This is a genomic window from Actinomadura violacea (assembly GCF_017573465.1).
In the GTDB taxonomy this organism is placed as follows: Bacteria; Actinomycetota; Actinomycetes; order Streptosporangiales; family Streptosporangiaceae; genus Spirillospora; species Spirillospora violacea.
The window spans coordinates 120,389-145,556 of sequence record NZ_JAGEPF010000023.1; the positions used below are offsets into that span (position 1 = coordinate 120,389).

General features: G+C 74.4%; 24 protein-coding genes. 9 read left to right on the top strand and 15 right to left on the bottom strand.

Translation table 11 applies throughout. From position 1 onward, the window contains the following. Positions 1–63 precede the first annotated feature (63 nt). Positions 64–678, top strand: coding sequence for a TetR/AcrR family transcriptional regulator (locus J4709_RS34670; RefSeq protein WP_208247245.1), 615 nt, complete (start codon positions 64–66; stop codon positions 676–678). On the opposite strand, the gene J4709_RS34675 is transcribed toward J4709_RS34670, so the two are convergent. The 4 genes from J4709_RS34675 to J4709_RS34690 are packed head-to-tail and all read right to left on the bottom strand — an operon-like array spanning position 675 to position 4,067. After that, entirely contained in the window at positions 675–1,736 is a 1,062-nt protein-coding gene (locus J4709_RS34675) for an NAD(P)H-dependent flavin oxidoreductase (protein ID WP_208247248.1), read from the bottom strand. The two genes, J4709_RS34670 and J4709_RS34675, sit on opposite strands and share 4 nt — an antisense overlap. Next, complete coding sequence (locus tag J4709_RS34680) at positions 1,736–2,467, bottom strand: CoA-transferase subunit beta (protein ID WP_208247250.1); 732 nt, start codon at positions 2,465–2,467, stop codon at positions 1,736–1,738. The genes J4709_RS34675 and J4709_RS34680 overlap by 1 nt, the downstream gene beginning before the upstream one ends. Then, entirely contained in the window at positions 2,464–3,324 is an 861-nt protein-coding gene (locus J4709_RS34685; protein WP_307801803.1) for a CoA transferase subunit A, read from the bottom strand. Before J4709_RS34685 ends, J4709_RS34680 begins: the two co-directional genes overlap by 4 nt. Further along, complete coding sequence (locus tag J4709_RS34690) at positions 3,321–4,067, bottom strand: enoyl-CoA hydratase family protein (RefSeq protein WP_208247252.1); 747 nt, start codon at positions 4,065–4,067, stop codon at positions 3,321–3,323. Before J4709_RS34690 ends, J4709_RS34685 begins: the two co-directional genes overlap by 4 nt. Positions 4,068–4,131: 64 nt before the next feature. On the opposite strand from J4709_RS34690, the gene J4709_RS34695 reads away from it, so the two are divergent. From J4709_RS34695 to hrpA, 5 genes are all read left to right on the top strand, one after another. Next, positions 4,132–4,899 (top strand): SDR family oxidoreductase, encoded by a 768-nt coding sequence (locus J4709_RS34695; protein ID WP_208247254.1) that lies wholly within the window; start codon positions 4,132–4,134, stop codon positions 4,897–4,899. After that, positions 4,896–5,804, top strand: coding sequence for an SDR family oxidoreductase (locus tag J4709_RS34700; RefSeq protein WP_208247256.1), 909 nt, complete (start codon positions 4,896–4,898; stop codon positions 5,802–5,804). Before J4709_RS34695 ends, J4709_RS34700 begins: the two co-directional genes overlap by 4 nt. Before the next feature lie 210 nt (positions 5,805–6,014). Next, complete coding sequence (locus J4709_RS34705; protein WP_208247258.1) at positions 6,015–6,794, top strand: ferric reductase-like transmembrane domain-containing protein; 780 nt, start codon at positions 6,015–6,017, stop codon at positions 6,792–6,794. Next, on the top strand, positions 6,791–8,275 hold the full coding sequence (locus J4709_RS34710) for an NADH-quinone oxidoreductase subunit NuoF family protein (protein ID WP_208247260.1): 1,485 nt from the start codon (positions 6,791–6,793) through the stop codon (positions 8,273–8,275). Before J4709_RS34705 ends, J4709_RS34710 begins: the two co-directional genes overlap by 4 nt. A gap of 175 nt (positions 8,276–8,450) precedes the next feature. After that, a complete protein-coding gene (gene hrpA / locus J4709_RS34715; protein ID WP_208247262.1) occupies positions 8,451–12,389 on the top strand; it encodes an ATP-dependent RNA helicase HrpA in 3,939 nt (1,312 codons plus the stop codon). Position 12,390: 1 nt separating this feature from the next. Here the strand turns inward: hrpA and J4709_RS34720 are convergent, their stop codons facing one another. Continuing rightward, the gene (locus J4709_RS34720) at positions 12,391–12,606 is read right to left on the bottom strand and encodes a hypothetical protein (protein WP_208247443.1); all 216 of its coding nucleotides are present in this window, start codon (positions 12,604–12,606) and stop codon (positions 12,391–12,393) included. 61 nt (positions 12,607–12,667) lie between these two features. On the opposite strand from J4709_RS34720, the gene pip reads away from it, so the two are divergent. Together pip and J4709_RS34730 are read left to right on the top strand one after the other, a co-directional pair. After that, a complete protein-coding gene (gene pip, locus J4709_RS34725; protein WP_208247264.1) occupies positions 12,668–13,627 on the top strand; it encodes a prolyl aminopeptidase in 960 nt (319 codons plus the stop codon). 107 nt (positions 13,628–13,734) lie between these two features. Further along, entirely contained in the window at positions 13,735–15,489 is a 1,755-nt protein-coding gene (locus tag J4709_RS34730; protein WP_232384498.1) for a coiled-coil domain-containing protein, read from the top strand. A gap of 121 nt (positions 15,490–15,610) precedes the next feature. Here the strand turns inward: J4709_RS34730 and J4709_RS34735 are convergent, their stop codons facing one another. The 3 genes from J4709_RS34735 to J4709_RS34745 all read right to left on the bottom strand — a co-directional run bounded on the left by J4709_RS34735 (position 15,611) and on the right by J4709_RS34745 (position 17,264). Then, the gene (locus J4709_RS34735) at positions 15,611–15,826 is read right to left on the bottom strand and encodes a hypothetical protein (protein ID WP_208247265.1); all 216 of its coding nucleotides are present in this window, start codon (positions 15,824–15,826) and stop codon (positions 15,611–15,613) included. Between the two features lie 146 nt (positions 15,827–15,972). Further along, complete coding sequence (locus J4709_RS34740) at positions 15,973–16,662, bottom strand: hypothetical protein (protein WP_208247267.1); 690 nt, start codon at positions 16,660–16,662, stop codon at positions 15,973–15,975. 86 nt (positions 16,663–16,748) lie between these two features. Further along, positions 16,749–17,264 (bottom strand): hypothetical protein, encoded by a 516-nt coding sequence (locus J4709_RS34745; RefSeq protein WP_173100653.1) that lies wholly within the window; start codon positions 17,262–17,264, stop codon positions 16,749–16,751. A gap of 216 nt (positions 17,265–17,480) precedes the next feature. Here J4709_RS34745 and J4709_RS34750 point away from each other — a divergent pair, with 216 nt between their 5' ends. Beyond that, entirely contained in the window at positions 17,481–18,284 is an 804-nt protein-coding gene (locus J4709_RS34750; RefSeq protein ID WP_208247269.1) for an ABC transporter ATP-binding protein, read from the top strand. Positions 18,285–18,296: 12 nt separating this feature from the next. Here the strand turns inward: J4709_RS34750 and J4709_RS34755 are convergent, their stop codons facing one another. From J4709_RS34755 to J4709_RS34785, 7 genes are all read right to left on the bottom strand, one after another. After that, positions 18,297–19,649: an AAA family ATPase gene (locus tag J4709_RS34755; protein WP_208247271.1), complete on the bottom strand. Its 1,353-nt coding sequence runs from the start codon at positions 19,647–19,649 to the stop codon at positions 18,297–18,299. After that, positions 19,646–21,118, bottom strand: coding sequence for a hypothetical protein (locus J4709_RS34760; protein WP_208247273.1), 1,473 nt, complete (start codon positions 21,116–21,118; stop codon positions 19,646–19,648). Before J4709_RS34760 ends, J4709_RS34755 begins: the two co-directional genes overlap by 4 nt. A gap of 7 nt (positions 21,119–21,125) precedes the next feature. Beyond that, positions 21,126–22,232, bottom strand: coding sequence for a hypothetical protein (locus tag J4709_RS34765; RefSeq protein WP_208247275.1), 1,107 nt, complete (start codon positions 22,230–22,232; stop codon positions 21,126–21,128). Continuing rightward, entirely contained in the window at positions 22,229–23,059 is an 831-nt protein-coding gene (locus J4709_RS34770; protein ID WP_208247277.1) for a serine/threonine-protein kinase, read from the bottom strand. The genes J4709_RS34765 and J4709_RS34770 overlap by 4 nt, the downstream gene beginning before the upstream one ends. 68 nt (positions 23,060–23,127) lie before the next feature. Continuing rightward, positions 23,128–23,742 (bottom strand): class I SAM-dependent methyltransferase, encoded by a 615-nt coding sequence (locus J4709_RS34775; protein WP_208247279.1) that lies wholly within the window; start codon positions 23,740–23,742, stop codon positions 23,128–23,130. A gap of 11 nt (positions 23,743–23,753) precedes the next feature. Next, complete coding sequence (locus J4709_RS34780) at positions 23,754–24,143, bottom strand: VOC family protein (protein WP_208247281.1); 390 nt, start codon at positions 24,141–24,143, stop codon at positions 23,754–23,756. A gap of 64 nt (positions 24,144–24,207) precedes the next feature. Then, a complete protein-coding gene (locus J4709_RS34785) occupies positions 24,208–25,074 on the bottom strand; it encodes an NAD(P)-dependent oxidoreductase (protein ID WP_208247284.1) in 867 nt (288 codons plus the stop codon). Positions 25,075–25,168: the final 94 nt, after the last annotated feature.

A 25,168-nucleotide genomic window follows, 5' to 3' on the forward strand; every position in this document is an offset into this window, starting at 1 on the left:
CGCTCCTTAGGTGTACGACATACGCTAACGATCGTAAGCGTATGCCGTACGCTGTCAAGCGCCATGCCGAGACCCCGCTCGCTCACCCAGGACCAGGTCGCCGCCGCGGCGCTCGCCGTCATCGACCGGGACGGCCTCACCGGGCTGTCCATGCGCGCCGTCGCCAAGGAGCTCAAGCTCAGCACCATGGCGCTCTACCGGTACGTCCGCGACCGGGAGGAACTCGAAGGTCTCGTGATCGACCTGGTCTACGCCGAGGTCGACCCCGCGCCGCCGCCCGGCGGCCCCTGGGAGGCGCGGATCGAGACCATGGCGCTGCGGCTGCGCGCCGCGTTCGGCGCGCACGCGGCGATCATGCCGCTGACGCTCACGCACCGGCACGACTCGGCCGGGTCGCTGTGCTGGGGGGAGACGGTGGCCGGCATCCTGCACGACGCCGGCATCACCGGGCCGCGCGCCGCCATCGCGCTGCGGACGCTGATCGCCTACATCATCGGCGCGATCCAGCTGGAGCACCTGGGCCCGCTGGAGGGCGAGGGGACGGCCGCCATCGCCGCGCTGCCCGCCGAGAGGTTCCCGAACATGGCGGAGACCGCGCGGCACGCCCGCCACATCGGCCCCGGCGAGGAGTTCCGCGGGGGACTGGCGGCCGTGCTGCGCGGCCTCGAAGGCGCCTAGCGCACGAGCAGGGACCGCTGCGCGGAGATGGCCTCGACGGCCTGCCCCACGATCCCGTCGATCAGTTGCGCGCAGCTCGGCAGGTCGTCGATGACGCCGACGACCTGGCCCGACGCCATCACGCCGAGATCGGGACGGCCGTCCACCATCGCCGCCTTCAGCAGCATCGGGGTGTTGGCCGCCATGAGGACCTGCGACCAGGACAGGTCCTTGCCGTGCTTCATCGCCTTCCCGTCGGCGATCATCGCGCGCCACGACATCCCGGACAGCTTCTTGAACCGGGCGCCGTTGCGCAGCGCCCGGACCAGGCCGCTGACCCGGCCGGCCGACTCCAGGCCGTCCACCAGCCCGCTGCGCAGCACCCGGTGCGGCATCCCGTCGACCTGGCGGGTCACGATCGTCTCGCCCGTCTTCAGGTACACCTGCTTGACCGCGTCCGGCACGGAGCTGTCGGAGGTCAGCAGGAACCGGGTGCCCATCGCCACGCCCGCCGCCCCGTAGGACAGCGCGGCGGCCAGGCCGCGGCCGTCGAAGAAGCCGCCGGCCGCGATCACCGGGATGTCGACCGCGTCGACGACCTGCGGGAGCAGCAGCGTGGTGGCGACGGCGCCGGTGTGCCCGCCGCCCTCGCCGCCCTGCACCAGCACCGCGTCCGCGCCCCAGCCCGCGACCTTCTCCGCGTGCCGCCGCGCGCCCACCGACGGGATCACCACGAGGCCCGCGTCCTTGAGCTTGGCGATCAGCTCCTTCTTCGGCGCCAGCGCGAACGAGGCGACCTTCACGCCCTCCTTGATCAGGAGGTCGATGCGGTCGCCCGCGTCGCCGGCATCGGCCCGCAGGTTGACGCCGAACGGCGCGTCGGTGCGGTCCTTCACCTCGTGGATCGCGTCCGCGAGCTGGTCCAGCGTCATCGTCGCCGACGCCAGGACCCCGAGGCCGCCCGCGTTCGCCACCGCGGTCACCAGGCGCGGGCCGGCGACCCAGCCCATGCCCGTCTGGACGACCGGGTGCCGCACGCCCGTGAGGCGGGTCAGCGGGGTGTCGAGCCGCTGCTCCATCAGGCCGGGACCTCTCGCTCGCGCAGGCCCTTCGGGTCCAGCACCTCGCGCATGACCCGCAGCTCCTCGGCGTCCGGGAGGCGCGTCTCGGGCACCTCGTCCGGCACGACCAGCTCGAACCCGGTCGCGGCGACGACGTCCTCGACGGTGACGCCCGGGTGCACCGAGCGCAGCCGCATCCGGTGCTCGGGGGTGTCGAAGTCGAGCACCGCCAGGTTGCTGACCACGGCGCGGATCTCGTGCGCGCCCCGGTCCCAGCCGACGCCGCTGACGAAGTCGACCTTGTCGGTGAACACCCGGGTCGAGTGCTTCGGCACCCAGTAGCTCGTCGGGTTCAGCAGCGTGTTGCCCGGCCCGCCGCGCGACCCGAGCAGCTGCCGCGCCGGCCGCTCCCAGTCGCCGATGCACGAGATGTTGGTGTTGCCGTACCGGTCGATCTGCGACGGCCCCATCACCACGTGCCGCCGGGCGTTCAGCACCAGCCACAGGTGGTCGCGGAACGGCAGCCAGCCCTCCGCCACCTCGGCCGTGCGGCCCAGCGGGACGGGCTCGGCGCTCAGCGTCGGCCCGCCGTCGGTCGTCAGCAGGTCCGGCTCGAACGTGGACCGCGCGAGGCGCGAGCCCAGCATCGGCACGAACCCGGCGACCGCCGCCGCGACGATCTCGCCGTCGCCCCGGAACAGCTCCGCGCAGGCGACCGCGCAGACCTCGGCCCTCGTCACATCGCTCATCGGGATTCCTCCTGCCAGGTCCGGACGGCGTCCTGATAGGCGGCCTCGTCGCCGGACAGGAACCGCTCGCGGAACGCCGCCCACGCCTCCGGGTCTGCCGCCGACTTCGCGTACAGCTTCTGGAACGCCTCGTCGCGGCGGTGGTCGGGCTCGCAGTCGGTGAAGTGCGCGCCGTTCGGCGTCTCCACCACGCCCGCCACGTGCGCCCGGCTGATCAGCATCGACTGCGGCGGGCCCTCCTTGGCGAAGTCGGCGGTGTCCACCAGCCGCTCGCAGGAGACGTACGTCCGGTCCGCGGCCTTGGCGAACAGGTCGTCCATGTACGGGTCGGCGCCGAGGTACTGGGCGTTGCCGCGCGCGTCGGCGCGGTTCATGTGGATCAGCGCCGCGTCCATCGTCAGGGCGGGGACGGCGACGAGCTCCTGCCCGTCCTCGTACGGCGACCGGACGGTCTTCAGGTCCGGGTTGACCCGCATCACGTCCGAGCCGAGCCCGACCGGGGTGGGCAGGAACGGCAGCCGGTGCGCCGCCGCGTACAGCCCGAACATGAACATGCCCTCGTCGTACTCGGTCAGCTCGATCGACCCGGACTGCCGCGCCTGCCGGAAGTGCGGCTCCAGCGGGATCGAGTCCATGGTCACGAACGCGGTGACGAGCCGGCGGACCTTGCCCGCCGCGCACAGCAGCCCGACGTCCGGGCCGCCGTAGGTCACCACGGTCAGATCGGTCACGTCGGAGCGGCACAGCGCCCGGACGAGGGCCATCGGCTTGCGCCGCGAGCCCCAGCCGCCGATCCCGATCGTCATGCCGCTCTCCAGCGACCCGACGATCTCCTCGATGGAGCGAACCTTGCTCACTTGGCCCCCTTCGCGACGAAGGCGTCGCGGTGCTCGTCGCCCGCGCCCATGAGGTTCAGCTCGAACGTGAACCCCTGCTCGTAGCGGTAGCTGCGGCGGACGTCGACCGGGTCGATGCCGTTCAGCGACTCCTTGGCGCGCCGGATCACGTACTTGTCCTTGGCCGCGATGTTCCCGGCGACCTCCAGCGCCTTGGCGCGCAGCTCGTCCTTCGGGACGACCTCCAGCACCGAGCCGTGGTGGTGCAGCTCGGCCGCGGTCACGTTGCGGCACGTGTAGACCATCGCGCGCATCAGGTGCTGCGGGACGAGCCTGGCCAGGTGCGTCGCGGCGCCGAGCGCGCCCCGGTCGACCTCGGGCAGCCCGAAGAAGGCGTCGTCGGACGCCACGACGATGTCGGCGTTGCCCGCCAGCCCGATCCCGCCGCCCAGGCAGAAGCCCTGCACCGCGGCGACGACCGGCACCTCGCAGTCGTAGACGGCGGCGAACGCCGCGAAGCACCCGCGGTTGGCCCCGACCAGCGCGGTGTGGCCGTCGGTCCGCTGCATCTCCTTGATGTCGACGCCCGCGTTGAAGCCCCGGCCCTCGGCCCGGAGCACGACGGCGCCGACCTGCGGGTCGCGGCCGGCGGCGAGCACCGCGTCGGCCAGCTCGAACCAGCCCGCGACGGTCAGTGCGTTGACCGGCGGCGCGTCCACGACGATCTCGGCGACCCCGTCCAGGGTCGTGGTGGAGACTCCCATGCGCTACCTTTCCACCAAACATTTGTTAGAACAGACCGTAGCAGAGGGGCTAGGAGGAGGCGGGATGTCACTGACGCTGGACCTGGCCGGGAAGACCGTCGTGGTCACCGGGGGCGTGCGCGGGGTCGGTGCGGGGATCAGCCGCGCCTTCCTGGAGGCGGGCGCCGACGTGATCGCGGTGGCCCGGCGCGAGCCGGACGCGCTGCCCGAGGCCGGCGGCCGCACGGCGGCGTTCGCCTCGCTCGACGTGCGGGACGCCGACGCCGTGGAGGCGTTCGCCGCCGGGCTCGACCGGGTCGACGTGCTGGTGAACAACGCGGGCGGCGCGCCGTTCCTGCCGGTCTCCGACGGGCCGCTGCGCACGCACGTCAAGATCATCGAGTTGAACCTGACCGGGCCGCTGATCATGGCGCGGGCGCTGCGGCCGCTGATGCCGGACGGCTCCTCGGTGATCAACATCGGCAGCGTCAGCGGGGTCCGGCCGTCGCCCGGCACCGCCGCCTACGGCGCAGCCAAGGCCGGGCTGCACAGCCTCACCCAGTCGCTCGCCGTCGAGTGGGCGCCGCAGGTGCGGGTCAACACGCTGGTCCTCGGCATGATCCGCACCGAGCTGGCGCACCTGCACTACGGCGACGAGGCGGGCGTCGAGTCGGTCGCCCGCACCGTCCCCATGGGCCGCCTCGGCGACCCCTACGAGGTCGGAGCCGCCTGCGTCTACCTCGCCTCCGGCCTGGCGTCCTACGTCACCGGGTCGCAGATGCTGCTGCACGGCGGGGGAGAACGCCCCGCCTTCCTGGACGCCGCCACCGTCAACAAGGAGGAGTCGCGATGATCTGCAAGGACCGTGTCGTCGCCGTCACCGGGGCCGGGCGCGGGCTCGGCCGCGCGCACGCGCTGGAGTTCGCCCGCCAGGGCGCCCTGGTCGTCGTCAACGACCTCGGCGTCGCCCGCGACGGCAGCGGAGACGCCTCCGGCGGCCCCGCCCAGGACGTCGTCAAGGAGATCGAGGCGCTCGGCGGGCGCGCCGTCGCCAACACCGACGACATCGCCACCGACGCTGGCGCCGCCGCGCTCGTCGCCACCGCCGTCGACACCTTCGGCCGCCTCGACACCCTGGTGAACAACGCCGGGTTCCTGCGCGACCGGATGCTGATCAACCTGTCCGAGGACGAGTGGGACGCGGTGATGCGCGTCCACCTCAAGGGCCACTTCCTGCCGCTCAAGCACGCCGGGCAGTACTGGCGGGCCGAGAGCAAGGCGGGCCGCGCCGTGGACGCCCGCGTGATCAACACCTCGTCGGGCGCCGGGCTGCTCGGCAGCGTCGGCCAGGGCAACTACTCGGCCGCGAAGGCCGGCATCGTCGGGCTCACCCTCGTCGCGTCCGCCGAGCTCGGCCGGTACGGGGTGAACGTCAACGCGATCGCGCCCGCCGCCCGCACCCGGATGACCGAGGAGGTCTTCGCGCAGACGATGGCCGCGCCCGCCGAAGGTGAGTTCGACGCGATGGCACCCGAGAACGTGTCGCCGCTGGTGGTGTGGCTCGGCTCCGCGCAGTCCAAGGACGTCACCGGCCGCGTCTTCGAGGCCGAGGGCGGCAAGATCTGCGTGATGGACGCCTTCCGGCACGGCCCCACGGCCGACAAGGGCGCCCGCTGGGACGCGGCCGAGGTCGGCGAGGTCGTCGCCGGCCTGCTCGCCAAGTCCCCGGCGCCCGAGCCGGTGTACGGCGCGGGCTGACCCGCCCCCGCCGCCCTCCCGGCCGCATCCGGCGCACGCCGGGTGCGGCCGGTTCCGGTCGCGAACCTGGTGAAGCCGTCCTGACCTGCCACCATTCCGGATAACGGCGGGGACGGGGGATGGTCGTGTCACCGAACCGGATCGCGGCGAACACGCGTCGTAGTCGCCAGGGGACTTCCCCGGACGACGCGAAGGGCAGGGGGTGCCGCCATGGCTCCTGAGGGACCGCCGCCAGGGGACGTGCCGCGCCGCGGCCCCGCCCACGAGATGACCGGCGCGTTCCTCGCCGGGCCCGGCGGACGCCCCCGGCCCGTGCCGGCGCCCGCCGTCGCGCCCGCGCGGCGGGGGCGGAGCGGACGCCGGGGCCGCATCGCCGCGGGGGCGGCGGCGGCCGTCGTGGCGGGCGCCCTCCTCGGCCTCGGCGCCGAGGCCGGAGGGGCGCCGTCCGTGCTGCACCCGGTCGGCCGGTTCCTCGACTTCTACTGCGGGGTCTTCGCGCTGGTCGCGCTGTCGCTGACGGTCATGATCGGGCTGCTGGCCACCGACCGCGCGATCCTCGCCTCCCGGCACCGGGTGCGGGCCCAGGCGGTGCACCGGGCCACCGCGTTCCTCGCCGTGGCGATGCTGGCCGTCCACATCGGCTCGCAGCTCGCCGAGCACCGGGTCGGGATCGCCCAGGCGGTCCTGCCGCTGCCCGGCCGGCACGCCGCCGACTACGACATCGGCGTGATCGCCTTCTACCTGCTGCTCCTCGCCGTGGCCGGCGGCATCGCGCGCGGCCGCTTCGCCGGCACCAGGCATCCGTGGGTCTGGCGGGCCACGCATCTCACCGCCTACGCGGCGTGGCCGCTCGGGATCTGGCACGGCCTGACCTCCGGCCGCGCCCCGGCCGTGTGGGTGACGGCGGGCTACCTGCTGTGCGTGGCCGGGGTCGTGCTCGCGCTCGCCGCCCGTCCCGTCCTGCGGCCCCGGGAGAGGAGGACGCCGTGAGCGCGCTCGCCGTCCGGCACGTCGGCCCGCCGCGCCTCACCAAGGGGCTCGCGGACGGCGGACGCCTCGACTGGGACGCCCATCGAGCCCTCCATCCCCATCCGCGCCCTCTCACCGCCGACCAACTCGTCGCGCTGTGCGAGGAGGGGCGGCTGCACGGGCGCGGCGGCGCCGCCTTCCCGTTCGCGCGCAAGGTGCAGGCGACCGCCGACAGCGCCGTCCGGCGCGGCAAGCGGACGATCGTGGTGGTCAACGGCACCGAGGGCGAGCCCGGCAGCGCCAAGGACAAGGCGCTGCTGCGCGGCGCGCCGCACCTGATCCTGGACGGCGCCGCGCTCGCCGCGACCGCGCTCGGCTCGCTGGAGATCATCGTCGCCGTGACCGACGGGCAGGCCGCGAGCTCGGTGCGGGACGCGATCGCCGAGCGCGACCTCGGCGGCCGGGCCCGCGTCGCGCTGCTGCCCGAGCGGTTCGTCACCGGCGAGAGCGGCGCGCTGGTGCGCGGCATCAACGGCAAGCGCCCGATCCCGCCCGGCCGCAAGGGACGCGCCTCGACCCGCGGGGTGGACGGCCTGCCCACGCTGCTGTCCAACGCCGAGACCTACGCCCAGCTGGCCGTGCTCGCCGGGCTCGGCCCCGCCGAATACCGCAGGATCGGGACGCCCGACGAGCCGGGCACGGTGCTGCTGACCGTGACCGGCTCGGCCCGCTTCCCCGCCGTGGTGGAGACGCCGGCCGGGGCGCCGCTCGGCCATCTGCTCGACCTGTGCGGCGCGCGGGCGGGCGAGGGAGTGCTGGTCGGCGGGTACCACGGCGCCTGGCTGAAGGGCGAGGTCGCGAGCCGGACCGTGGTGTCGCGCGCCGGGCTCGCCGCGGCGGGCGGCGCGCTCGGCGCCGGGATCGTCATGCCGGTCGGCCGCGGCACCTGCCCGCTCGGCGAGTGCGCGCGCGTCGCCGGTTACCTGGCCGCCGAGTCGGCCGGGCAGTGCGGGCCGTGCCGGCTCGGGCTGCCCGACATCGCCGGCGCGCTCGCCGACATCGCCGCCGGGCGGGGCGTCGCGGCCGCCTGCGAGGCCGTCCGCCGCGCCGTCGGGATGGCCGCCGGGCGCGGCGCGTGCGCCCACCCCGACGGCACCGCCCGGTTCGTGCTGTCCGCGCTGGAGGTCTTCGCGGACGACGTGGCCCGGCACGCCTCGGGCGGCGGCTGCGGGCGGCCCGTCCTCGGGGTGCTGCCCGCCGAGGCGGAGGCGGCCGAGCTGCGGCTGGAGGTGGACTGGAGCCGCTGCGACGGCCACGGCCTGTGCGCCGACGTGCTGCGCGGCACCGTCCGGATGGACGAGTACAACTACCCGGTGATCCCCACCGACCCCATCCCGGTGCGGCTGGAGGCCGACGCGCGGCGCGCCGTCGCGATCTGCCCCGGCCTCGCCCTGCGCCTCGTCCCGCGCACGCCCCACGAGAAGGCCGGCCGGGCCTCCTAGCGGCAAGGCGGGCCGGCCTCCTCGCGGCGCAGGAATGCCGGGCGGGGCGGCGGGTGTTGTAACCGGCGCGCCCGACGGAAAATGGATCGCCCGGCGCGGGCGGATCCGGCTACGGTGCGAAGGTTTGAGGGTGAGCGGGACCTGCCGGCCTGGAACCCTATCCTTGTCGACGGTTATGAGGACGCCTGTGAGATCGCCGCTCGCCGACCTGCGTGCGCGCCTGCCCGAGCTGATGCTGCGCGACCAGCACCGGCTCCGCCGCCGTATCGACGGCGGCCAGAAGATGCGGGACGCGGCGCGGCGCGCGAAGGTCGCCGAGGAGATCGCCGCCGAACTCGAGGCCGCCGAGCGGCGGGTCGAGCGGCGGCGCCTCGCCGTGCCCGCGATCACCTATCCGGCCGAGCTGCCGGTCGCGCAGAAGAAGGACGACATCCTCGCCGCGGTCCGCGACCACCAGGTCGTGATCGTCGCGGGCGAGACCGGGTCCGGCAAGACCACCCAGATCCCGAAGATCTGCCTGGAGCTCGGCCGCGGCGTCCTCGGCTCGATCGGGCACACCCAGCCTCGCCGCCTCGCCGCCCGCACCGTCGCCGACCGGATCGCCGAGGAGCTCGGCACCGAGCTCGGCGACACCGTCGGCTACAAGGTCCGCTTCACCGACCGGTCCAGCGACGACACGCTCGTCAAGCTGATGACCGACGGCATCCTGCTCGCCGAGATCCAGACCGACCGGCTGCTGCGCCAGTACGACACGCTGATCATCGACGAGGCGCACGAGCGCAGCCTCAACATCGACTTCCTGCTCGGCTACGTCAAGGAGATCCTGCCGCGGCGTCCCGACCTCAAGGTGATCATCACCTCGGCGACGATCGACCCCGAGCGGTTCTCCCGGCACTTCGGCGACGCCCCGATCGTCGAGGTGTCCGGCCGGACGTACCCGGTGGAGGTCCGGTACCGGCCCGTCACCGATCCCGACGACCCGTCCGCCGACCCCGACCGCGACCAGATCCAGGCGATCATCGAGGCGGTCGACGAGCTGGGCCGCGAGGCGCCCGGCGACGTGCTCGTCTTCCTCAGCGGCGAGCGCGAGATCCGCGACACCGCCGACGCGCTGACCAAGCACTTCACTCGGCAGAAGGGCAGTACCGAGGTGCTGCCGCTGTACGCGCGGCTGTCGGCCGCCGAGCAGCACCGGGTGTTCCAGGCGCACCGCGGGCGGCGCGTCGTCCTCGCGACGAACGTCGCCGAGACCTCGCTGACCGTCCCCGGCATCAAGTACGTCGTCGACCCCGGCACCGCCCGCATCTCCCGCTACAGCCACCGGCTGAAGGTGCAGCGGCTCCCGATCGAGCCGGTCTCGCAGGCGTCGGCGAACCAGCGCAAGGGGCGCTGCGGCCGCGTGTCCGAGGGCGTGTGCATCCGGCTGTACTCCGAGGAGGACTTCGAGTCCCGCCCCGAGTTCACCGACCCGGAGATCCTGCGCACCAACCTCGCGTCGGTCATCCTGCAGATGACCGCGCTCGGCCTCGGCGACATCGCCGCGTTCCCGTTCGTCGAGCCGCCGGACCGCCGCAACGTCAAGGCGGGCGTCGACCTGCTGCACGAACTCGGCGCCGTCGACCCGGCCGAGAAGGACCCGCGCAAGCGCCTCACCCCGCTCGGCCGCCGGCTCGCGCAGCTGCCCGTCGACCCGCGGCTCGCCCGCATGGTGCTGGAGGCCGACCGCAACGGCTGCGTCCGGGAGGTGCTGGTCATCGCCGCCGCGCTGTCGATCCAGGACCCGCGCGAGCGGCCCGCCGAGGCCCAGCAGGCCGCCGACGACCGGCACCGCCGGTTCGCCGACCCCACCTCGGACTTCCTCGCCTACCTGAACCTGTGGAACTACCTGCGCGAGCAGCAGAACGAACTGTCGGGCAGCGCGTTCCGCCGGATGTGCAAGAACGAGTTCCTGCACTTCCTGCGCATCCGCGAGTGGCAGGACCTGCACGGCCAGCTCAAGCAGGTCGCCAAGTCCCTCGGCGTCACCCTCAACACCGCCGACGCGCCGCCCGACCGGATCCACGTCTCCCTGCTCGCCGGCCTGCTCTCCCACATCGGTCTCGTCGACACCGACAAGAAGGAGAAGGACAGGCCGCGCCGCGGCCAGGAGTACCTGGGCGCGCGCGGCGCGAAGTTCGCCGTGTTCCCCGGGTCGGCGCTGTTCAAGAAGCCGCCGCGCTGGGTGATGTCGGCCGAGCTGGTCGAGACGTCCCGGCTCTGGGGACGCATCAACGCCAAGATCGAGCCGGACTGGATCGAGCCGCTGGCCGGGCACCTCGTCAAGCGCAACTACAGCGAGCCGCACTGGTCCAAGAAGCAGGCCGCCGTCATGGCGCACGAGAAGGTCACCCTCTACGGGGTCCCGATCGTCGCCGACCGGCGCGTCAACTACGGCTCCATCGACCCGGCGCTGTCGCGCGAGCTGTTCATCCGGCACGCGCTCGTCGAGGGCGACTGGGAGACCCACCACGAGTTCTTCCACGACAACCGCGCCCTGCTCGACGAGGTCGAGGAGCTGGAGCACCGCGCCCGCCGCCGCGACATCCTCGTCGACGACGAGACGCTCTTCGACTTCTACGACGAGCGGATCCCCGAGGACGTCGTCTCCGGGCGGCACTTCGACGCGTGGTGGAAGAAGGCGCGGCGCTCGCACCCCGACCTGCTCGGGTTCGAGAAGTCGATGCTCATCAACGCGACCGCGGGCGGCGTCAGCGAGGCCGACTACCCCGACTCGTGGAAGCAGGGGCCGCTGCGGCTGCGCCTGACCTACCAGTTCGAGCCGGGCACCGACGCCGACGGCGTCACCGTGCACGTCCCCGTCCAGGTCCTCAACCAGGTCCGCCCGGACGGGTTCGAGTGGCAGGTCCCCGGCCTGCGCACCGAGCTGGTCACCGAGCTGATCCGGTCGCTGCCGAAGCAGCTGCGCGTCAACTTCGTCCCGGCGCCCGACTACGCCCGCAAGGTCCTCGACCGCGTGGCGCCGCGCACCGAGCCGCTGCTCGACGCGCTGGAACGCGAGCTGACCGCGATGACGGGCGTCCCGGTCGCGCGGGAGGCGTGGGACGCCGCGCGGCTGCCCGCGCACCTGCGGATCACGTTCCGGGTCGTCGACGACCGCAAGCGCACCCTCGGCGAGGGCACCGACCTCGACGAGCTGAAACGCGCGCTCGCGGGCAAGGTCCGCGGCACGCTTTCGAAGGCCGCGTCCAACGTGGAGCGCTCCGGCCTCACCGAGTGGACGATCGGCGAGCTGCCCCGCACCTACGAGCGCAAGCAGGCCGGCTACGACGTCAAGGCGTACCCGGCGCTGACCGACGAGGGCGCGAGCGTCGCCGTCCGCATGTACGAGACGGAGGCCGAGCAGCGCCGCGCCATGTGGCTCGGCACCCGCCGGCTCATCCTGCTGAACGCGCCGTCCCCGGTGAAGCTCATCCAGGGCCGCCTGACCAACAAGGGCAAGCTCGCGCTCAGCCACAGCCCGCACGGGTCGGTCGCCGCGCTGTTCGACGACTGCGTCACCGCCGCCGCCGACCGGCTCATCGCCGAGGCCGGCGGGCCCGCCTGGGACGAGGCCGGGTTCCGCGCGCTGTACGACCGGGTCCGCGCCGACCTGCACGACGCCACCGCGCAGATCGTCGGGCTGGTCGAGCGGATCCTCGCCGAGTCCCACGAGCTGGACCGGCGGCTGCGCGGCACGGCCAGCCTCACGCTCGTGCCCGCGCTGACCGGCATCCGCGGGCACCTGGCGAAGCTGATCCATCCCGGGTTCGTCACCGAGACGGGCTGGGCGCGGCTGCCCGACCTGCCCCGCTACCTGCGCGCGCTGCAGATCCGGCTGGACAAGCTGCCCGAGAACCCGGGCCGCGACCGGATGCTCGCGCACCAGGTCGAGGTGCTGGAGCAGGAGTACGAGCAGGCGCTCCGCCGGCTGCACCCGTCGCGCCGCGACGAGGAGCCCGCCCGGCAGATCCGCTGGATGCTGGAGGAGTGGCGGGTCAGCCTCTTCGCCCAGCAGCTCGGAACCCGCTTCCCCGTGTCGGACAAGCGCATCCGCAAGGCCATGGCCCAGCTGTAGCTCAGGCGGGGTCGCGCGCGAACATCTCCAGATGCGCGCACTGCCGGCACCGCCACGCCTCGATCTGCCGGCGGGGCCGGCCCATGCGCTTCGCGCCGCCGAACAGGCCCAGCTCGAGCGCGCCCTCGATCCAGCGCGCGTACCCCTGGCTGGCCTGCCCGGCGTCCTCGATGAAGCCGGCCTCGAAGTCGCCGCCCCCGCACTGCGTGCACGTCATCTCCACCCGCGCGATGCTAGCGCGGTGCGAACATGATCAATTGTCGGATATGACTGGGGGCATGGACTTGAGGGAGCTGTACCCGGAGATCGAGCCCTACGACGCCGGCCTGCTGGACGTCGGCGACGGGAACCGCGTCCACTGGGAGACCTGCGGGAACCCGGACGGCAAGCCCGCGGTGTTCCTGCACGGCGGCCCGGGCGGCGGCATCGTGCCCCCCTTCCGGCGCTTCCTCGACCCCGAGGCGTACCGGATCGTCCTTTTCGACCAGCGCAACTGCGGTCAGAGCCGGCCGCACGCCGGCGACCACGGCGTCTCCCTCGAGCACAACACGACGCCGCACCTGGTCGCCGACATCGAGCGGCTGCGCGAGCACCTGTCGGTCGACCGGTGGCTGGTGTTCGGCGGCAGCTGGGGGAGCACCCTCGCGCTCGCCTACGCGCAGGCACATCCCGAGCGGGTCACCGAGATGGTGCTGCGCGGCGTCTACCTCGTCCGCCCGTCCGATGAGGCGTGGGGGTTCACCCCGACCGGCGCCGCCCATCTGTTCCCGGCCGAGTGGGCCGCGTTCCGCGACGCGATCCCGCCGGACGAGCAGGACGACCTCCTCGCCGCCTACGGGCGCCGCATCGAGGACCCGGACCCGGCCGTCCACCTGCCGGCGGCGCGGGCGTGGATCGACTGGGAGATGTGCGCGAACACGCTGCTGCCCGCCACGCCCCCCGAGCTCGACGAGCCCACGATCCTCGCCTTCGCGCGCATCACCCGCCACTACATCGCCGCGGGCGGTTTCCTGCCCGCGGGCGGGCTGCTCGCGGGCGTCGACCGGATCCGGCACATTCCCGCCGTCATCGTCAACGGGCGCTACGACATGAAGACTCCGCCGGACCAGGCGTGGGATCTGCACCAGGCGTGGCCGGAGGCGGAGTTCCACATCGTCGAGGACGCGGGGCACGGCGGCGCCGAGCCCGGCACCCGGCACCGGCTCATCGAGGCGACCGACCGCTTCGCCGCGCGCTGACGCCGGCCCGCCGGGACCGTTCTACTCACTTCAGTGCGACGTGGGAGGCCCCACATGTACCTCGCAAGTCACTGCAGTACCGCCTACTAGTGCGTATGGTTCATTCCATGCCTAACAGCGAAGAGCGCGACAATAGCGGCCCCGAGGGGAAGGCCGCGGCTCCCGAGGGCGCGGTCTCCGAGGGCGGGCGTCCGCAGGACGCCGCGTCCGCGGACGGCGACGGGGACGGCGGGCAGGGCTCGCCTGGGCAGCAGGGGGCCCCGCGGCAGGGCATGCCGCAGCAGACCGCACAGCAGCAGACCGGACAGCAGCAGACCGGACAGCAGCACGGCACACAGGAGCAGGGCGCGCCGCGGCCGCGCACCGACATCGCGGCCGCCGGCGCACCGGAGACGGTGATCGCGCGGATGGGCGACCCGGTCGCCGTCTGGCCGTGCGCGAACTGCGGCCGGCCGGTGCCGCAGCCGGTCGGAGCGGTCCGCGCCGTCCGGTACTGCCAGGACAACGACGGCGCCTGCGCCCGCGAGGCCCGCGACCGCCGCGAGCGCGGCCGGGACGCGCCGGGCCTCACCGGGCAGGTCGCCTCCGCCTGGGAGATGGTCGAGCGGCTGGAGAAGGCCGCGGACCTGCTCGCCGACTCGCTGACCTCCGAGCTGAGCGTCGCCGGCGTCGAGCGCCGGGTCGCCGAGGTGCGCGCCGAGGCCGCCCGCGAGCTGGCCATCGCGCAGAGCGAGCGGGACGCCTCGCAGCGCAAGGCGGAGGAGGCGTGGCAGGAGGCGTCCTCGGCCCGCGGCCGCGCGGACGAGGCCGACAAGGCCGCCGCCGACGCCCGCGAGGAGGCCCGGCTCGCCACCGCCAAGCGCGACGCCGCGCAGCAGGCGTGGGAGGAGGCGCACCAGATCGCGCAGCAGTCGATGACCGCCAAGCTCGCCGCCGAGAGCGAGCGCGACCGCGTCGCCGCCCGCGAGACCGAGCTGCTCGCCGCGCTCGAGGCCGCCCGCGCCGAGCTGGTCGGCCTGCACGCCAAGCTCGCCGAGGCCGAGGGCGCCGCCGAGTCGCAGCGGGTCGAGGCCGCGGTCGCCAAGCAGGGCGCCGAGGACCTGCGCAACGCCATGCGCGACACCGAGGCGCAGCGCCAGCACGCCATGCAGGCCGCCAGCAAGGCCGAGGCGGAGCGCGCCGCCGCGCTGCGCGCCCAGTCGGAGGCCGAGGCGGAGGTCGTCCGCGCCAACGCCCGCGCCGAGGAGGCCGCCAAGGACCGCGACGCCGCGCGGGCGCAGGCCGAGACCGCCACCGCCGAGCGCGACGAGCTGACCGCGAAGGTCGGCGACCAGGCGGTGCAGCTGCGCCAGCTGTCCCAGTCGGTCGCCGAGCAGCAGGCCGCGCTGTCGGCCCTCGCCGAGGAGCGCGACGCCGCCCGCGCCGAGGCCGACCGGGCCCGCCGCCAGATAGACCAGCTCACCCACAACACGCTGTCGTCCAACATCCCGCCGGGCGGCCGGCTGCAGGGCGGCAGCCCCGTCCCGCCGCCGGGGTACGCGCACGCCGCGGGCGGCGGCCAGCCGCCGATGGCGGCCGCCGGCCCGGTCAACGGCTCCGGCGCCCCGCTCGGCGCGCCCGTCCCGCACGGTGTCCAGGGGCCGAACGGGACGCAGGACCCGAACGGTCCGCAGGGCCCGAACGGGACCCACGGCTTCCCTCCGGCCGGATCGTCGCAGTCGGGCGGGCACATGATGCCGCCGCCGTCGCAGACCGGCGGCACCCCTCTGCCCGGGGGCGGGCTCGCCGCAGACGGCCCGCCCGTGCCCGGCCGCCCGCTCAACGGCGCCGACCGGGAGGACCCGCTGTTCACCGGCCCGTGACGAGCACCGGCCCGTGACGGGCACCGGCCCGTGACGGGCACCGGCCCGTGACGGGCACCGGCCCGTGACGAGCACGGGCCGGTGATGGCCGCGGGCCGGGTGACGGGCGCGGGCCCGCGGCTCAGCCGTACTTGACGACGAGCACCAGGACGAAGAGCGTCCCAGCGACGATCATGGTGGCCTGGCCGCGCTCGCGCACCGCGGTGCGCCGCAGGCCGGCGACCCGCTGCCGGCTGAGCCGCATGTCGGAGGCGGCGCGGCGCGCCCGCTCCCAGTGCCTGCCGGTGTACACCGCGAGCGCCGCCACCCCGAGGAGAAGTAACGCCGTACCGCTCATCTGACCCGCCTCTGCTGTCGCGGAAAGTCAGATCGAACAGCGTAACCCCGGCGCCGGACCATGTCGCCTGACATATTTCCGGCGATCGGGTGGAAACGGTCTGGCGGGCGGCGGCTCCGGATCACCGGCCCGCCGCCCGCCCGCGCTCACCGCCCGAACCGCTCCGGGTCGATCTCGATCCAGATCTGCTCGGAGCGGCCGAGCAGCCGCCCGTCCGCGCCGTACAGCGCCGTCGCCGCGTGCATCTTGCGGCCCTCGCGGCTGCGCGCCAGGCCCATCACCACGCACTCCTCGCCGGCCTCGGGCACGTCGGTGACCTGCGCGGTCATCGTGCCGAGGACGGCCGGACGGCCCGCCACGTCGAACGACCAGCCGCCGGGGCAGTCCAGCGCCGCCCACACCAGCGTCCGCTCGGGCACCCGGTCGGGCACCCACGGCGCCGCCACGGTGCCCTCGCCGACCTGCCCGGGCTCCAGCCGGAGACCGTCGCCGGGCTCGCGATCCGGCCCGCACACGAAGCAGCGCGGGAACGGATGGTTCTCGATCGCCCGGAACTTCTCCGCCGCCTCCCGCGCCTCCGCGATCGGGACCGGCGGCACCGGCGGCACCACGATCGCCCCGGCGAGCGCCTCGGCCACCAGTGCGTCCCCGTCCCACATCCGCGCGCTGTGCCCGCGCTCGTCGTCCACGGTGACGGCCAGCTCGGTCTCCAGCGGAGGCGGCAGCCGCAGCGTCACCGTCACCGTGTCGATCGGCACCCGGCTGGCCAGCAGCCCCGCCGTGTACCCCCCGTTGCCCGACCCGTCCGGGCCGTGGAACCGCCTATCGATGATCACTGGATCCCCCGTAATCACATCCGCCGCACGAAAACGGCACCGATCATAATGAGCGGCACCGACAGGCCGGCCCGTCGCCCCTGGTCCTAGACCGCGCGCGACGGCTGGGGGCGGCCCGGGCGGGTGGTGAAGAACACCGACAGGGAGCCGCGCAGGCGGGCCCGGACGGTGTCCTCGTCGACGGCGGCGTCCGCCGGCACGGGGGTGCGCTCCAGGGCCCGGGAGATGAGGACGTCGACCTTGCGGTCGGCGACCAGGACCGAGCAGGTGTCGCAGGCGTACCAGGGGTAGAGCATGTTCAGCACGGCGACGGCGGTGTCGTCGTCGGACAGGTGCGTGGTGTCCAGCTCGACCTCGAACATGTCGGTGTCCTCGGGGTCGAGCGTGGGGTAGTAGAGCCACGTCGGCCCGTCGGCGCCGCAGAAGTCGCACGCGGGCTCGCCCGGGGACGGCTCGCCGACGGCGAGCTCCAGCTCGTGGTCCCACGGCTCCACCCGGCGGTTGTGCCGGTAGCCCACCCCGTCCAGCGAGCCCTCGCGGTTGTGGGTGACGTCGTGCACCTCGCCGCCGCAGCGGGCGCACATGAAGCCGATCTCCTCCATGTCCCTCCCTGATCGCTGAGGCACGGCTCTCACAGTATCCGTCCGGGCGGGTCCCTCGTACCCGGCGGCGCGGACGTTCGGGTACGTTGAAGATCCTCCCGCCGCTCCGGCAATCCCGGCCCGGTGTCCGGACGCACACCCCGCGCGCCTCCCCACCCCGTTCCGGGGCTCCTTTCGCGAGCCCCGTCCCGCCGAGCCTTCGAAAGGGAGGTTCCGTTGTCCCTTCCCGCCCCTGCCGACATCGTGCTCAACGCCGACAAGATCGACCTCGTCCGGGACCGGCGGCTCCTGCTCGACCGGGTCACCCTGACGGTGCTCCGCGGCGAGCACTGGGCGCTGATCGGCCCGAACGGCGCCGGCAAGAGCACGCTGCTCGGCATCCTCGGCGCCTACACCCACCCGACGCGCGGCGGCGCGGAGATCCTCGGCCGCCGGCTCGGCCGGGTGGACGTGCAGGAGCTGCGCAGGCTGATCGGGCAGGTCAACCCGCGGCATCCGCTGCAGTCGGCGCGGACCGTCCGGGAGATCGTGCTGACCGGCGTCACCGGCACCATCGAGCTGGTCCCGCGCTGGACACCGGCCGAGGACGAGCTGCGCCGCGCCGACGAGCTGATCGCGCTGCTCGGGCTGACGGCGCGCGCCGACGCGCGCTGGCCGAACCTGTCGCAGGGGGAGCGGGGCCGGGCGCTGATCGCGCGGGCGCTGATGCCGGACCCGCCGCTGCTGCTGCTCGACGAGCCCGCCACCGGCCTGGACGTCGCCGCCCGCGAGCGGCTGCTGGCGAGCATCGACCAGCTGCGCGGCGAGCGCCCCGACCTGACGACGGTGCTCGTCACGCACCACCTGGAGGAGCTGCCGATCAGCACCAGCCACGCGCTGCTGCTGCGCGAGGGCCAGGTCCTGGCGTCGGGCCCGGCGGACGAGGTGCTGACGACCGAGCTGGTCAGCGCGTGCTTCGACCACCCGATCACGATCACCCGGAACAACGGCCGCTGGGCCGCCACCGCCGGTCCCGCGTAGCCGCCGCGGCCGTCAGTCCGCGGCGACCCGGTGGCGGGCGAGGTGGGCGAGGATCGACTGGTTCGCCTCCCAGCCGTCCGGGAACTTGACCGGCACGCCGAGATGGACGGGCTCGGTGGACGGGTGGGCGTCCAGCAGTTCGGGGATGCCCGCCCGCGCCACCACGATGCACGCGTGCCGGTGCCGGGACGTCAGCACGCACAGCCGTCCCGACTCCAGGTGGAACGCGGTGGCGTCGCGGCGCCCCGACAGCGGGTGCAGCATCACCGTGACGTCGTACTCGCGTCCCTGCAGGCGGTTGGCGGTGTCGACGGTGATGCCGTCGCCGTGCTCGCCGAGCGCCGCGCGGATCGCGGTGACCTGGTCGCGGTGCGCCGCGCCGATCGCGACGCGGGTCGCGTCCACGGGCTTGGATCCGAGTTCGGAGTGCGCGATCGGGCCGCGCTGCAGCAGCCGGACCGCCAGCGCCGCGGTCGCGCGGACGGCCTCGGAATCGGTGCGCAGCGTGTGCCGGGCGGGCAGCTCGTACAGCGCCCATCCGGTCGCGGCGGCCTCCTCCAAGGCGTGGTCGTAGGTGGTGCCCATGCCGCGCGCGCCGTATTCCAGCCGCCGGTCGCCGTCGCTCGTCCCGGCGCGGAACCCCGTGAACGGGTAGAACGCGTCGGACACGACGGGCGCCGCGGACGCGGGCAGCCGCCACGACACCGGCAGCCGGTGGACGGGCAGCCCGGGGTTGTGCGCGAGCAGGACCGACACGGCGCTGCGCATCGGGTCCCACGACAGGCCCGCCCAGCGTTCGACCTCGACGGTGGAGAACGGGTCGAGCTGCCCGGGGTCGCCCACGAACAGCGCGCGCTCGAACCGGCCGGCGATGCGCAGCAGCATGTCGGAGCGCATCTGGTACGCCTCGTCGACGATCGCCCACGGCCATGAGCCGTCCGAGAGCGTCGCCCACTTCGCGGCGGTGGCGATGACGATGGTGTGCTCGGCGAGGTCATCGGCCTTCTGCGCGACCCGCACCGACGGATGCGCCAGCACCCGCTCGGACGGCAGGTACCCCGACGCCGACAGCCGGCCCAGCGTCAGCCGCGGGTGCTTCGTCGCGATCCGCTCGATGAGGTCGTCGACCTGCTCGTTGGTCTGCGCCACGATCATCAGCCGCTCGCCCGCCTCGGCGAGGTGCGCGGCCGCGCGGACCACCAGCGTCGACTTGCCCGCGCCGGGCGGGGAGTCGACCACCACGCCGCGGTGGCCGCCGCCGAGGTCGGCGAGCACGCCGTCGACGGCCCGCGTCGCGGCCTCGCCTGGGTCGAGGACGGGGTCGATCTCGGGTTCGGTGAGGGCGACGAGGTGGCGTTCGGTCATGACCAGTCCTCTTCGGCGTCCTCGTCGGTCGGCACGTACTCCTCGGGCGGCCCGCCGTGCGTCCACGGCGTGTCCTCCCGGTCGGGGAACTTCGCCGCGCCGAACGAGCCCTCTGACAGCGAGGTGAAGCACACCCGGTCGCCGACCTCGGGGACGGCGCCGGGCTCGGGGGTGAGCTTGCGGCCCATCCCGCCGGTCAGCTCCAGCAGCACGCCGCCGTCGCCGATCTCCACGATCCTCCCCTTCAGCGCCGGGCGCGCCGCGTTGCAGACGGTCGTCCCGATGTCGAGCCGCACGGGGTCCTCGGTGCGGACCCGCAGCAGCGGGCGCAGCTTCGGCCGTTTGCCCGTCTCGTCCAGCCGGGCCGGGTCGCATTCGGTGACCGGCCCGCCGAACGCCTGCCCGGCCAGCCGGTGCTCGGCCATGACCAGGGGGTCGTCGAACGCCCGCTGCGCCTCGTAGGCGTCCTGGGCGCGTTCGAGATCGTGCAGCCGCCGCGCCGCCCGGACGGGCGGGTCGCGGCGCGCCTGAGGATACGCCTCGCCGAACGTCTGGTGGTAATAGGTGAAGGCGTCCCGGTCGCGCTCCCAGCGGCGCTGGACGCTCGCGCCCTCCGGCATCGCGCGCAGCAGGCCCACCGCGCGCCACATCAGGTCCCAGGTGGGGGTCAGCTGCCCGGCGATCAGCGCGCGGAGCCGGTCCCCGGCGCGCGGGTCGCCGCCCGACCGGTCGTAGGCGGTGATCGCGGGGGCGAGCACCTCGTTGTCGAACGTCGGGTCGGTCGCGGGCCCGGCCGGCGGGAAGGCCACCGGGTCCTCGGCGCGCGCCGCGGCGGCGGGGCCGTCGAGGCCGTCCGGCGGGTCGATCCAGCCCATCAGCGCGGCGAGGTTGCCGTCCTCGACCGAGCTCTGCCCCGTCGCCCAGTGCAGCCGCAGCACCTCCGTCATGGCGCGCAGCAGCGACGACCCCGGATGGTCGTGCCGGTCGGCGAACCAGGTCAGCCACCGGCCGAGCACCGGCACCGCCGGGTCGACCGCGTACGGGCCCTCGGTGCTGCGGAACCGCGTCGAGCGGCCCATCAGCCGCAGGAACGAGACCCCGCCGCGGTTCGGCACGAGCAGCTGCGGCGCGTTCCCGTACCGGATCCGCTCGTCGCCCTCCTTGCCCGGTGGCAGCTCCTCCACCTCGCCGCGGCTCGTCTCGATGTGGTTCAGCACCAGCTTGGCCAGCTCCGCCGCGAACGCGAACCGCAGGTCGCGGTTGCGCGGCTGCGGCACCACCAGCAGCGACGGGTCGTCCGGCGCCGACCCCAGCATGACCGCCAGCGGCGCCGCCGCCTCGCCCGCGAGCTTCAGCGGGATCAGCACCAGCGGCGCGTCGGACACGTGGACGTGCCGGACCGTCGCCAGCGGCTGCGCGGCCCCGGCCCGCACCGCCTCCAGCCGCGCGAGCGAGCTCAGCGCGCTCATCGGGCCGTCACGCGACGCCCCTGCCGCCGGTGCCGAGGGCCTCGGCGCGCAGCCGCGCCGCGGCGCGCAGCTGCTCCGCCGTCTCCGCGAGGTCGTCGGACGGGCTGAGCGACCCGTCCGCGAGGCCCAGCGCCGTGCCGATCGCGTCCACCCCGCCCAGGTCGTCGCGGACGGACCGGCCGAGCGCCCCCGTCGCCCCGCACCCGCGCGCCTCGTCCCGGCAGAAGTACGCCATCTCGCAGCCCGCCATGCACTCGGGCGCGTACCGCGCCTCGACCGTGCGGACGGAGTCGGCGAGGTGCTCGCCGGGCTCGAACGTCAGGTCCTCGGGCAGTGCGTCCAGGATCGTGTCGACGCGGGTCAGCCGCGCGAGCTGCCGCTCCAGCACGGCCAGCTGCGGGCGGACGTCCAGCGGCGTCGCGGTCGGCCGGTTGGAGAAGTTCTCCGGGCACACCAGGAACACCTCGTGCGACACCCGCTCCGGGTCGTGCCCGAGCTCGGCGACCAGCCGGCGCAGCGCCAGCACGTACACCGCCGACTGGCGGGCGGCCGCCGCGACCTGCTCCGGCTCGGCCTGCCCGTCCACCACCGCGAACGACTTGATCTCGATGACGTGCAGCCGGCCCGCGATCTGGAACGCGATGACGTCCGGCTCCAGGTAGGCGAGCTGCCCGCCGATCTCCAGCCGCAGCAGCGGATGGTCGAACAGGGTGCCCTCGCCGGTGCCGAGCGCGCGGGCGAGCAGCCGCCGGGTCCGGGTGTGGCGCAGCTCCCGGCCCTCGTTGCCCGCGACGACCTCCAGGTCGTCGTAGGCGACCTCGGACACCGCCAGGCCCATCCGGTCGCGCAGCAGCGTCAGCAGCTCCGCGCAGCCGTCCGCCTTCACTTGCGCCTCGAACACGTTGCCGCGGGTGATCGCGAACTGCGACTGGCCGAACGGGGCGGGGAACCCGAGCGCGCGCGCCACCGCGTCCTTGTCGACGCCCGCCGCGTCCATCAGCCCGCGGCGGGCGCAGCCGGGATTGGCGGTCAGGGCCGCGATCGTGCGGGCGTCGTGGTTGCGCGGCGGAGCGCTTCCGCGCAGCCGGTCCAGGTCCGGCGCGGTCTCGGTCATCGGTCCGTTTCTCCAGAGCTGGCACGTCGCCGTGCGGAATCCTGCAGGGCCCGCAGCCGGCTGCCGAACAGCCGTTCCGCGTCGTCGAGCTGGGCCCGGGCGCGCCCGGCGGCCGACGCGCGGCGCCGCCGGTCGGGTTCCCGGTGCACGTCCAGCTCGGCTCGGGCGGCCTCGGCGAGCCCGGCCGGATCGACTGTACCGACCGTACCGGTGACCGCACCGGGAATGTTGGAGGCGAACCGCCACAGCAGCCGCTGCGCGTCCGGCGAGGGCGCGGTGCGCCCGGCGTGCTCGGCGAGGCGGACCGCGGAGGCGAGGAAGTCGGTGCGCGGGCTGAGCGGCCCGACGATCCGCTGCTCCAGCGGCCAGGTGCTCACCGTGAGGAGGCCGCGCGCGGGCGCGAGCAGGTCGGCGGTCAGCGCGGCGCACAGGTAGTAGGGCCGAGCGTAGGGCGCCGTGCGGAACGAGCGCTCCTCGTCGCGGCGCAGGCTCGTCAGCCGCGTCCCGGGGATCTCGCCGGGGAAGAACGCCGCGTACACCGACCCGATGAGCTTGGGCGCGGCGGGCACCCCGAGCAGCGTCAGCGCCTGGTGGACCTGCTCGCGGACGGGCAGCAGCCCGCGGTCGGCGGGCGCCGGCTCGTCCGGTTCGCCGGCGTCGCCGAGGACGGCGGCGTCCCACTCCTGCTCGGCGCGGCGCAGGTCGGCGCGGAGCGCGCGGGCCGCCGGCCGGTCGCCCGCGGCCATCGCGCGGCGCACGCCGGCGCGCAGCTCGGCGATGCGCGCCTCCAGCGCGTCGGGCGCCGGGACGCCGGGGGGCGGGGGCATGCGGCAGACAGTACAGCAGCTTCCAGACAGTTCCAGCGTTTTCCAGTTTTCGCGGCGGGAGGCGCAGGTCAGCGCGGCCGGTGCCACACGACCGAGTACCGCCAGAGCAGATGCCGGCGGAACACCGCACCGGACAGCAGCCGCGCCGCCTCGTCGCGCACCTCGCCCCAGGTCATGTCGGGATCGGCGAGCGGCGCGCCCGGTTCACCCGCGCTCGCGCGCTTCAGGACCCGGCTGTGGAGCAGGTGCCCGGGCAGGCCCGCCGCCCCGTAGAGGAAGTCCTTCGTCCCCGCGTTGTTCGCCAGGCCGATCACGACGAGCGCGCCGCCCGGCCTGACCGCGTCGCGCATCGCCGCCATCCCCTCGGCGAACTCCATGTGGTGGATCGCGGCGACGCAGCACACGAAGTCGTAGTACCGCTCCGGCAGGTCGTACTCCAGCAGCCCGGCCTCGACGAAGTCGACGTTCCCGACGCCCTCGCTCAGCGTCTTCGCCCTGACGACCATCTCCGCCGACCGGTCGAGCCCCGTCACGTGCTGGGCGCGCGGTGCCAGGCGCCGCGCGAGCAGGCCGTCCCCGCAGCCGACGTCGAGCGCCTCGCCGCAGCCGCGCGGCACGTTGCGCAGCACGACGCCGTGGTAGTGGGTGTTGTGGTTCCAGTACTCCGCGGGCGTCTCGGTCATCGCACCTTCGCTCAGGATCGCGGGTCGCGTCGCAGCGGATGCCCTTCCGGGACCTCCACGACGACGATCTTCGCACCGTCCGGGTCCTCGAGCCACATCTCCACCAGGCCCCACGGCTCCTCGCGCGGCTCGCGGACCACCCGCGCGCCGGCGGCCGCGAGCCGCTCGTGCTCGGCCCGGACGTCGCGGACCTGCAGCCAGATCATCGGGGACGGGCCGGCGCCGCCCGGTCCCTGCCCCGACACCTCCAGGAACCCGGACCCGAGGAAGAACACGACGCCGGGGGAGTCCGGCGGCCCGAACTCGCGGTACACCGCGAGCCCCAGCACGTCGCGGTAGAACCGCCGGCTGCGGTCGAGGTCGGCCGGGCGCAGCAGGACGCGGCTGCTCAGTACCTCCATGCGCACATCCTCGCCCCGCGCCGGCCTCCGCGGCGCACCGCCACGCCCACGGGCCCCGGACGGATCAGCCGCCGAAGCTCGCCCGGTACGTCGCCGCCATGTCCTCGTCGCCGTGGCCCTGGTCGATCACGCGGCGGAACCGGTCGCCCGCGGCGTCGTTGACGTCCACGCGGACGCCCGCCGACTCCGCCGCGTCGTGGATCAGCCGGGTGTTCTTCTCCGCGTTGCGGACGGCGAAGCTCGTCGTGTAGTCGTCGGCGAGCATCGCCTTCATCTTGATCTGCAGGTAGGCGTTGTCGAGCGGGCCGCCGGTGAGGACCTCGCCGAGCAGCGCCGGGTCGAGCCCGAGCCCCTTGGTCAGCGCGACGGACTCGGCGATCACGGAGGTCAGGGAGATGGCGTAGCTCACCGCGGCGAGCTTCAGCCGGGTCCCCGCACCGCTCGCGCCGTCCTCGTCCAGCCAGAGCGTGCGGCTGCCGATCGCGTCGAACACCGGGTCCAGGACCGTCCGGGCGTCCTGCGGCCCGGCCGCCAGGACCAGCAGCTTGCCCTGCTCGGCGGGCTGCTTGGTGCCCTGGACGGGGGAGTCGACGAACGCCGTGCCGTGCTCGGCGGCGAACGCGGCGAGCCGCGGCACGTCGTCGACGCCGACCGTGCCCATCTGCGCCCAGACCTGCCCCGCCCGCAGCCCGTCCGCCGCGTCGGCCATCACGGCCAGCGCCGTGTCGCCGTCGTTCAGCATGGTCATGACGGCGTCGGCGCCCTCGACGGCCTCGGCGGGGGTGTCCACGACGTCGGCGCCGTCGGCGGCCAGCGGCTCGGCGCGCTCCCGCGTGCGGTTCCAGGCGGTGACCTCGTGGCCGTTCTTCAGCAGGTTCCGGGCCATCGCGGCACCCATGATCCCGGTGCCGAGCATTGCGATCCGCGTCATCTCCGGCTCCTTTTGAACTGATCGATACATAACGCTCGGAACGAGCTTGGCACACCCTCGCGCGCCGCGCATCCCGGAAGGCCCTTACCCGCGT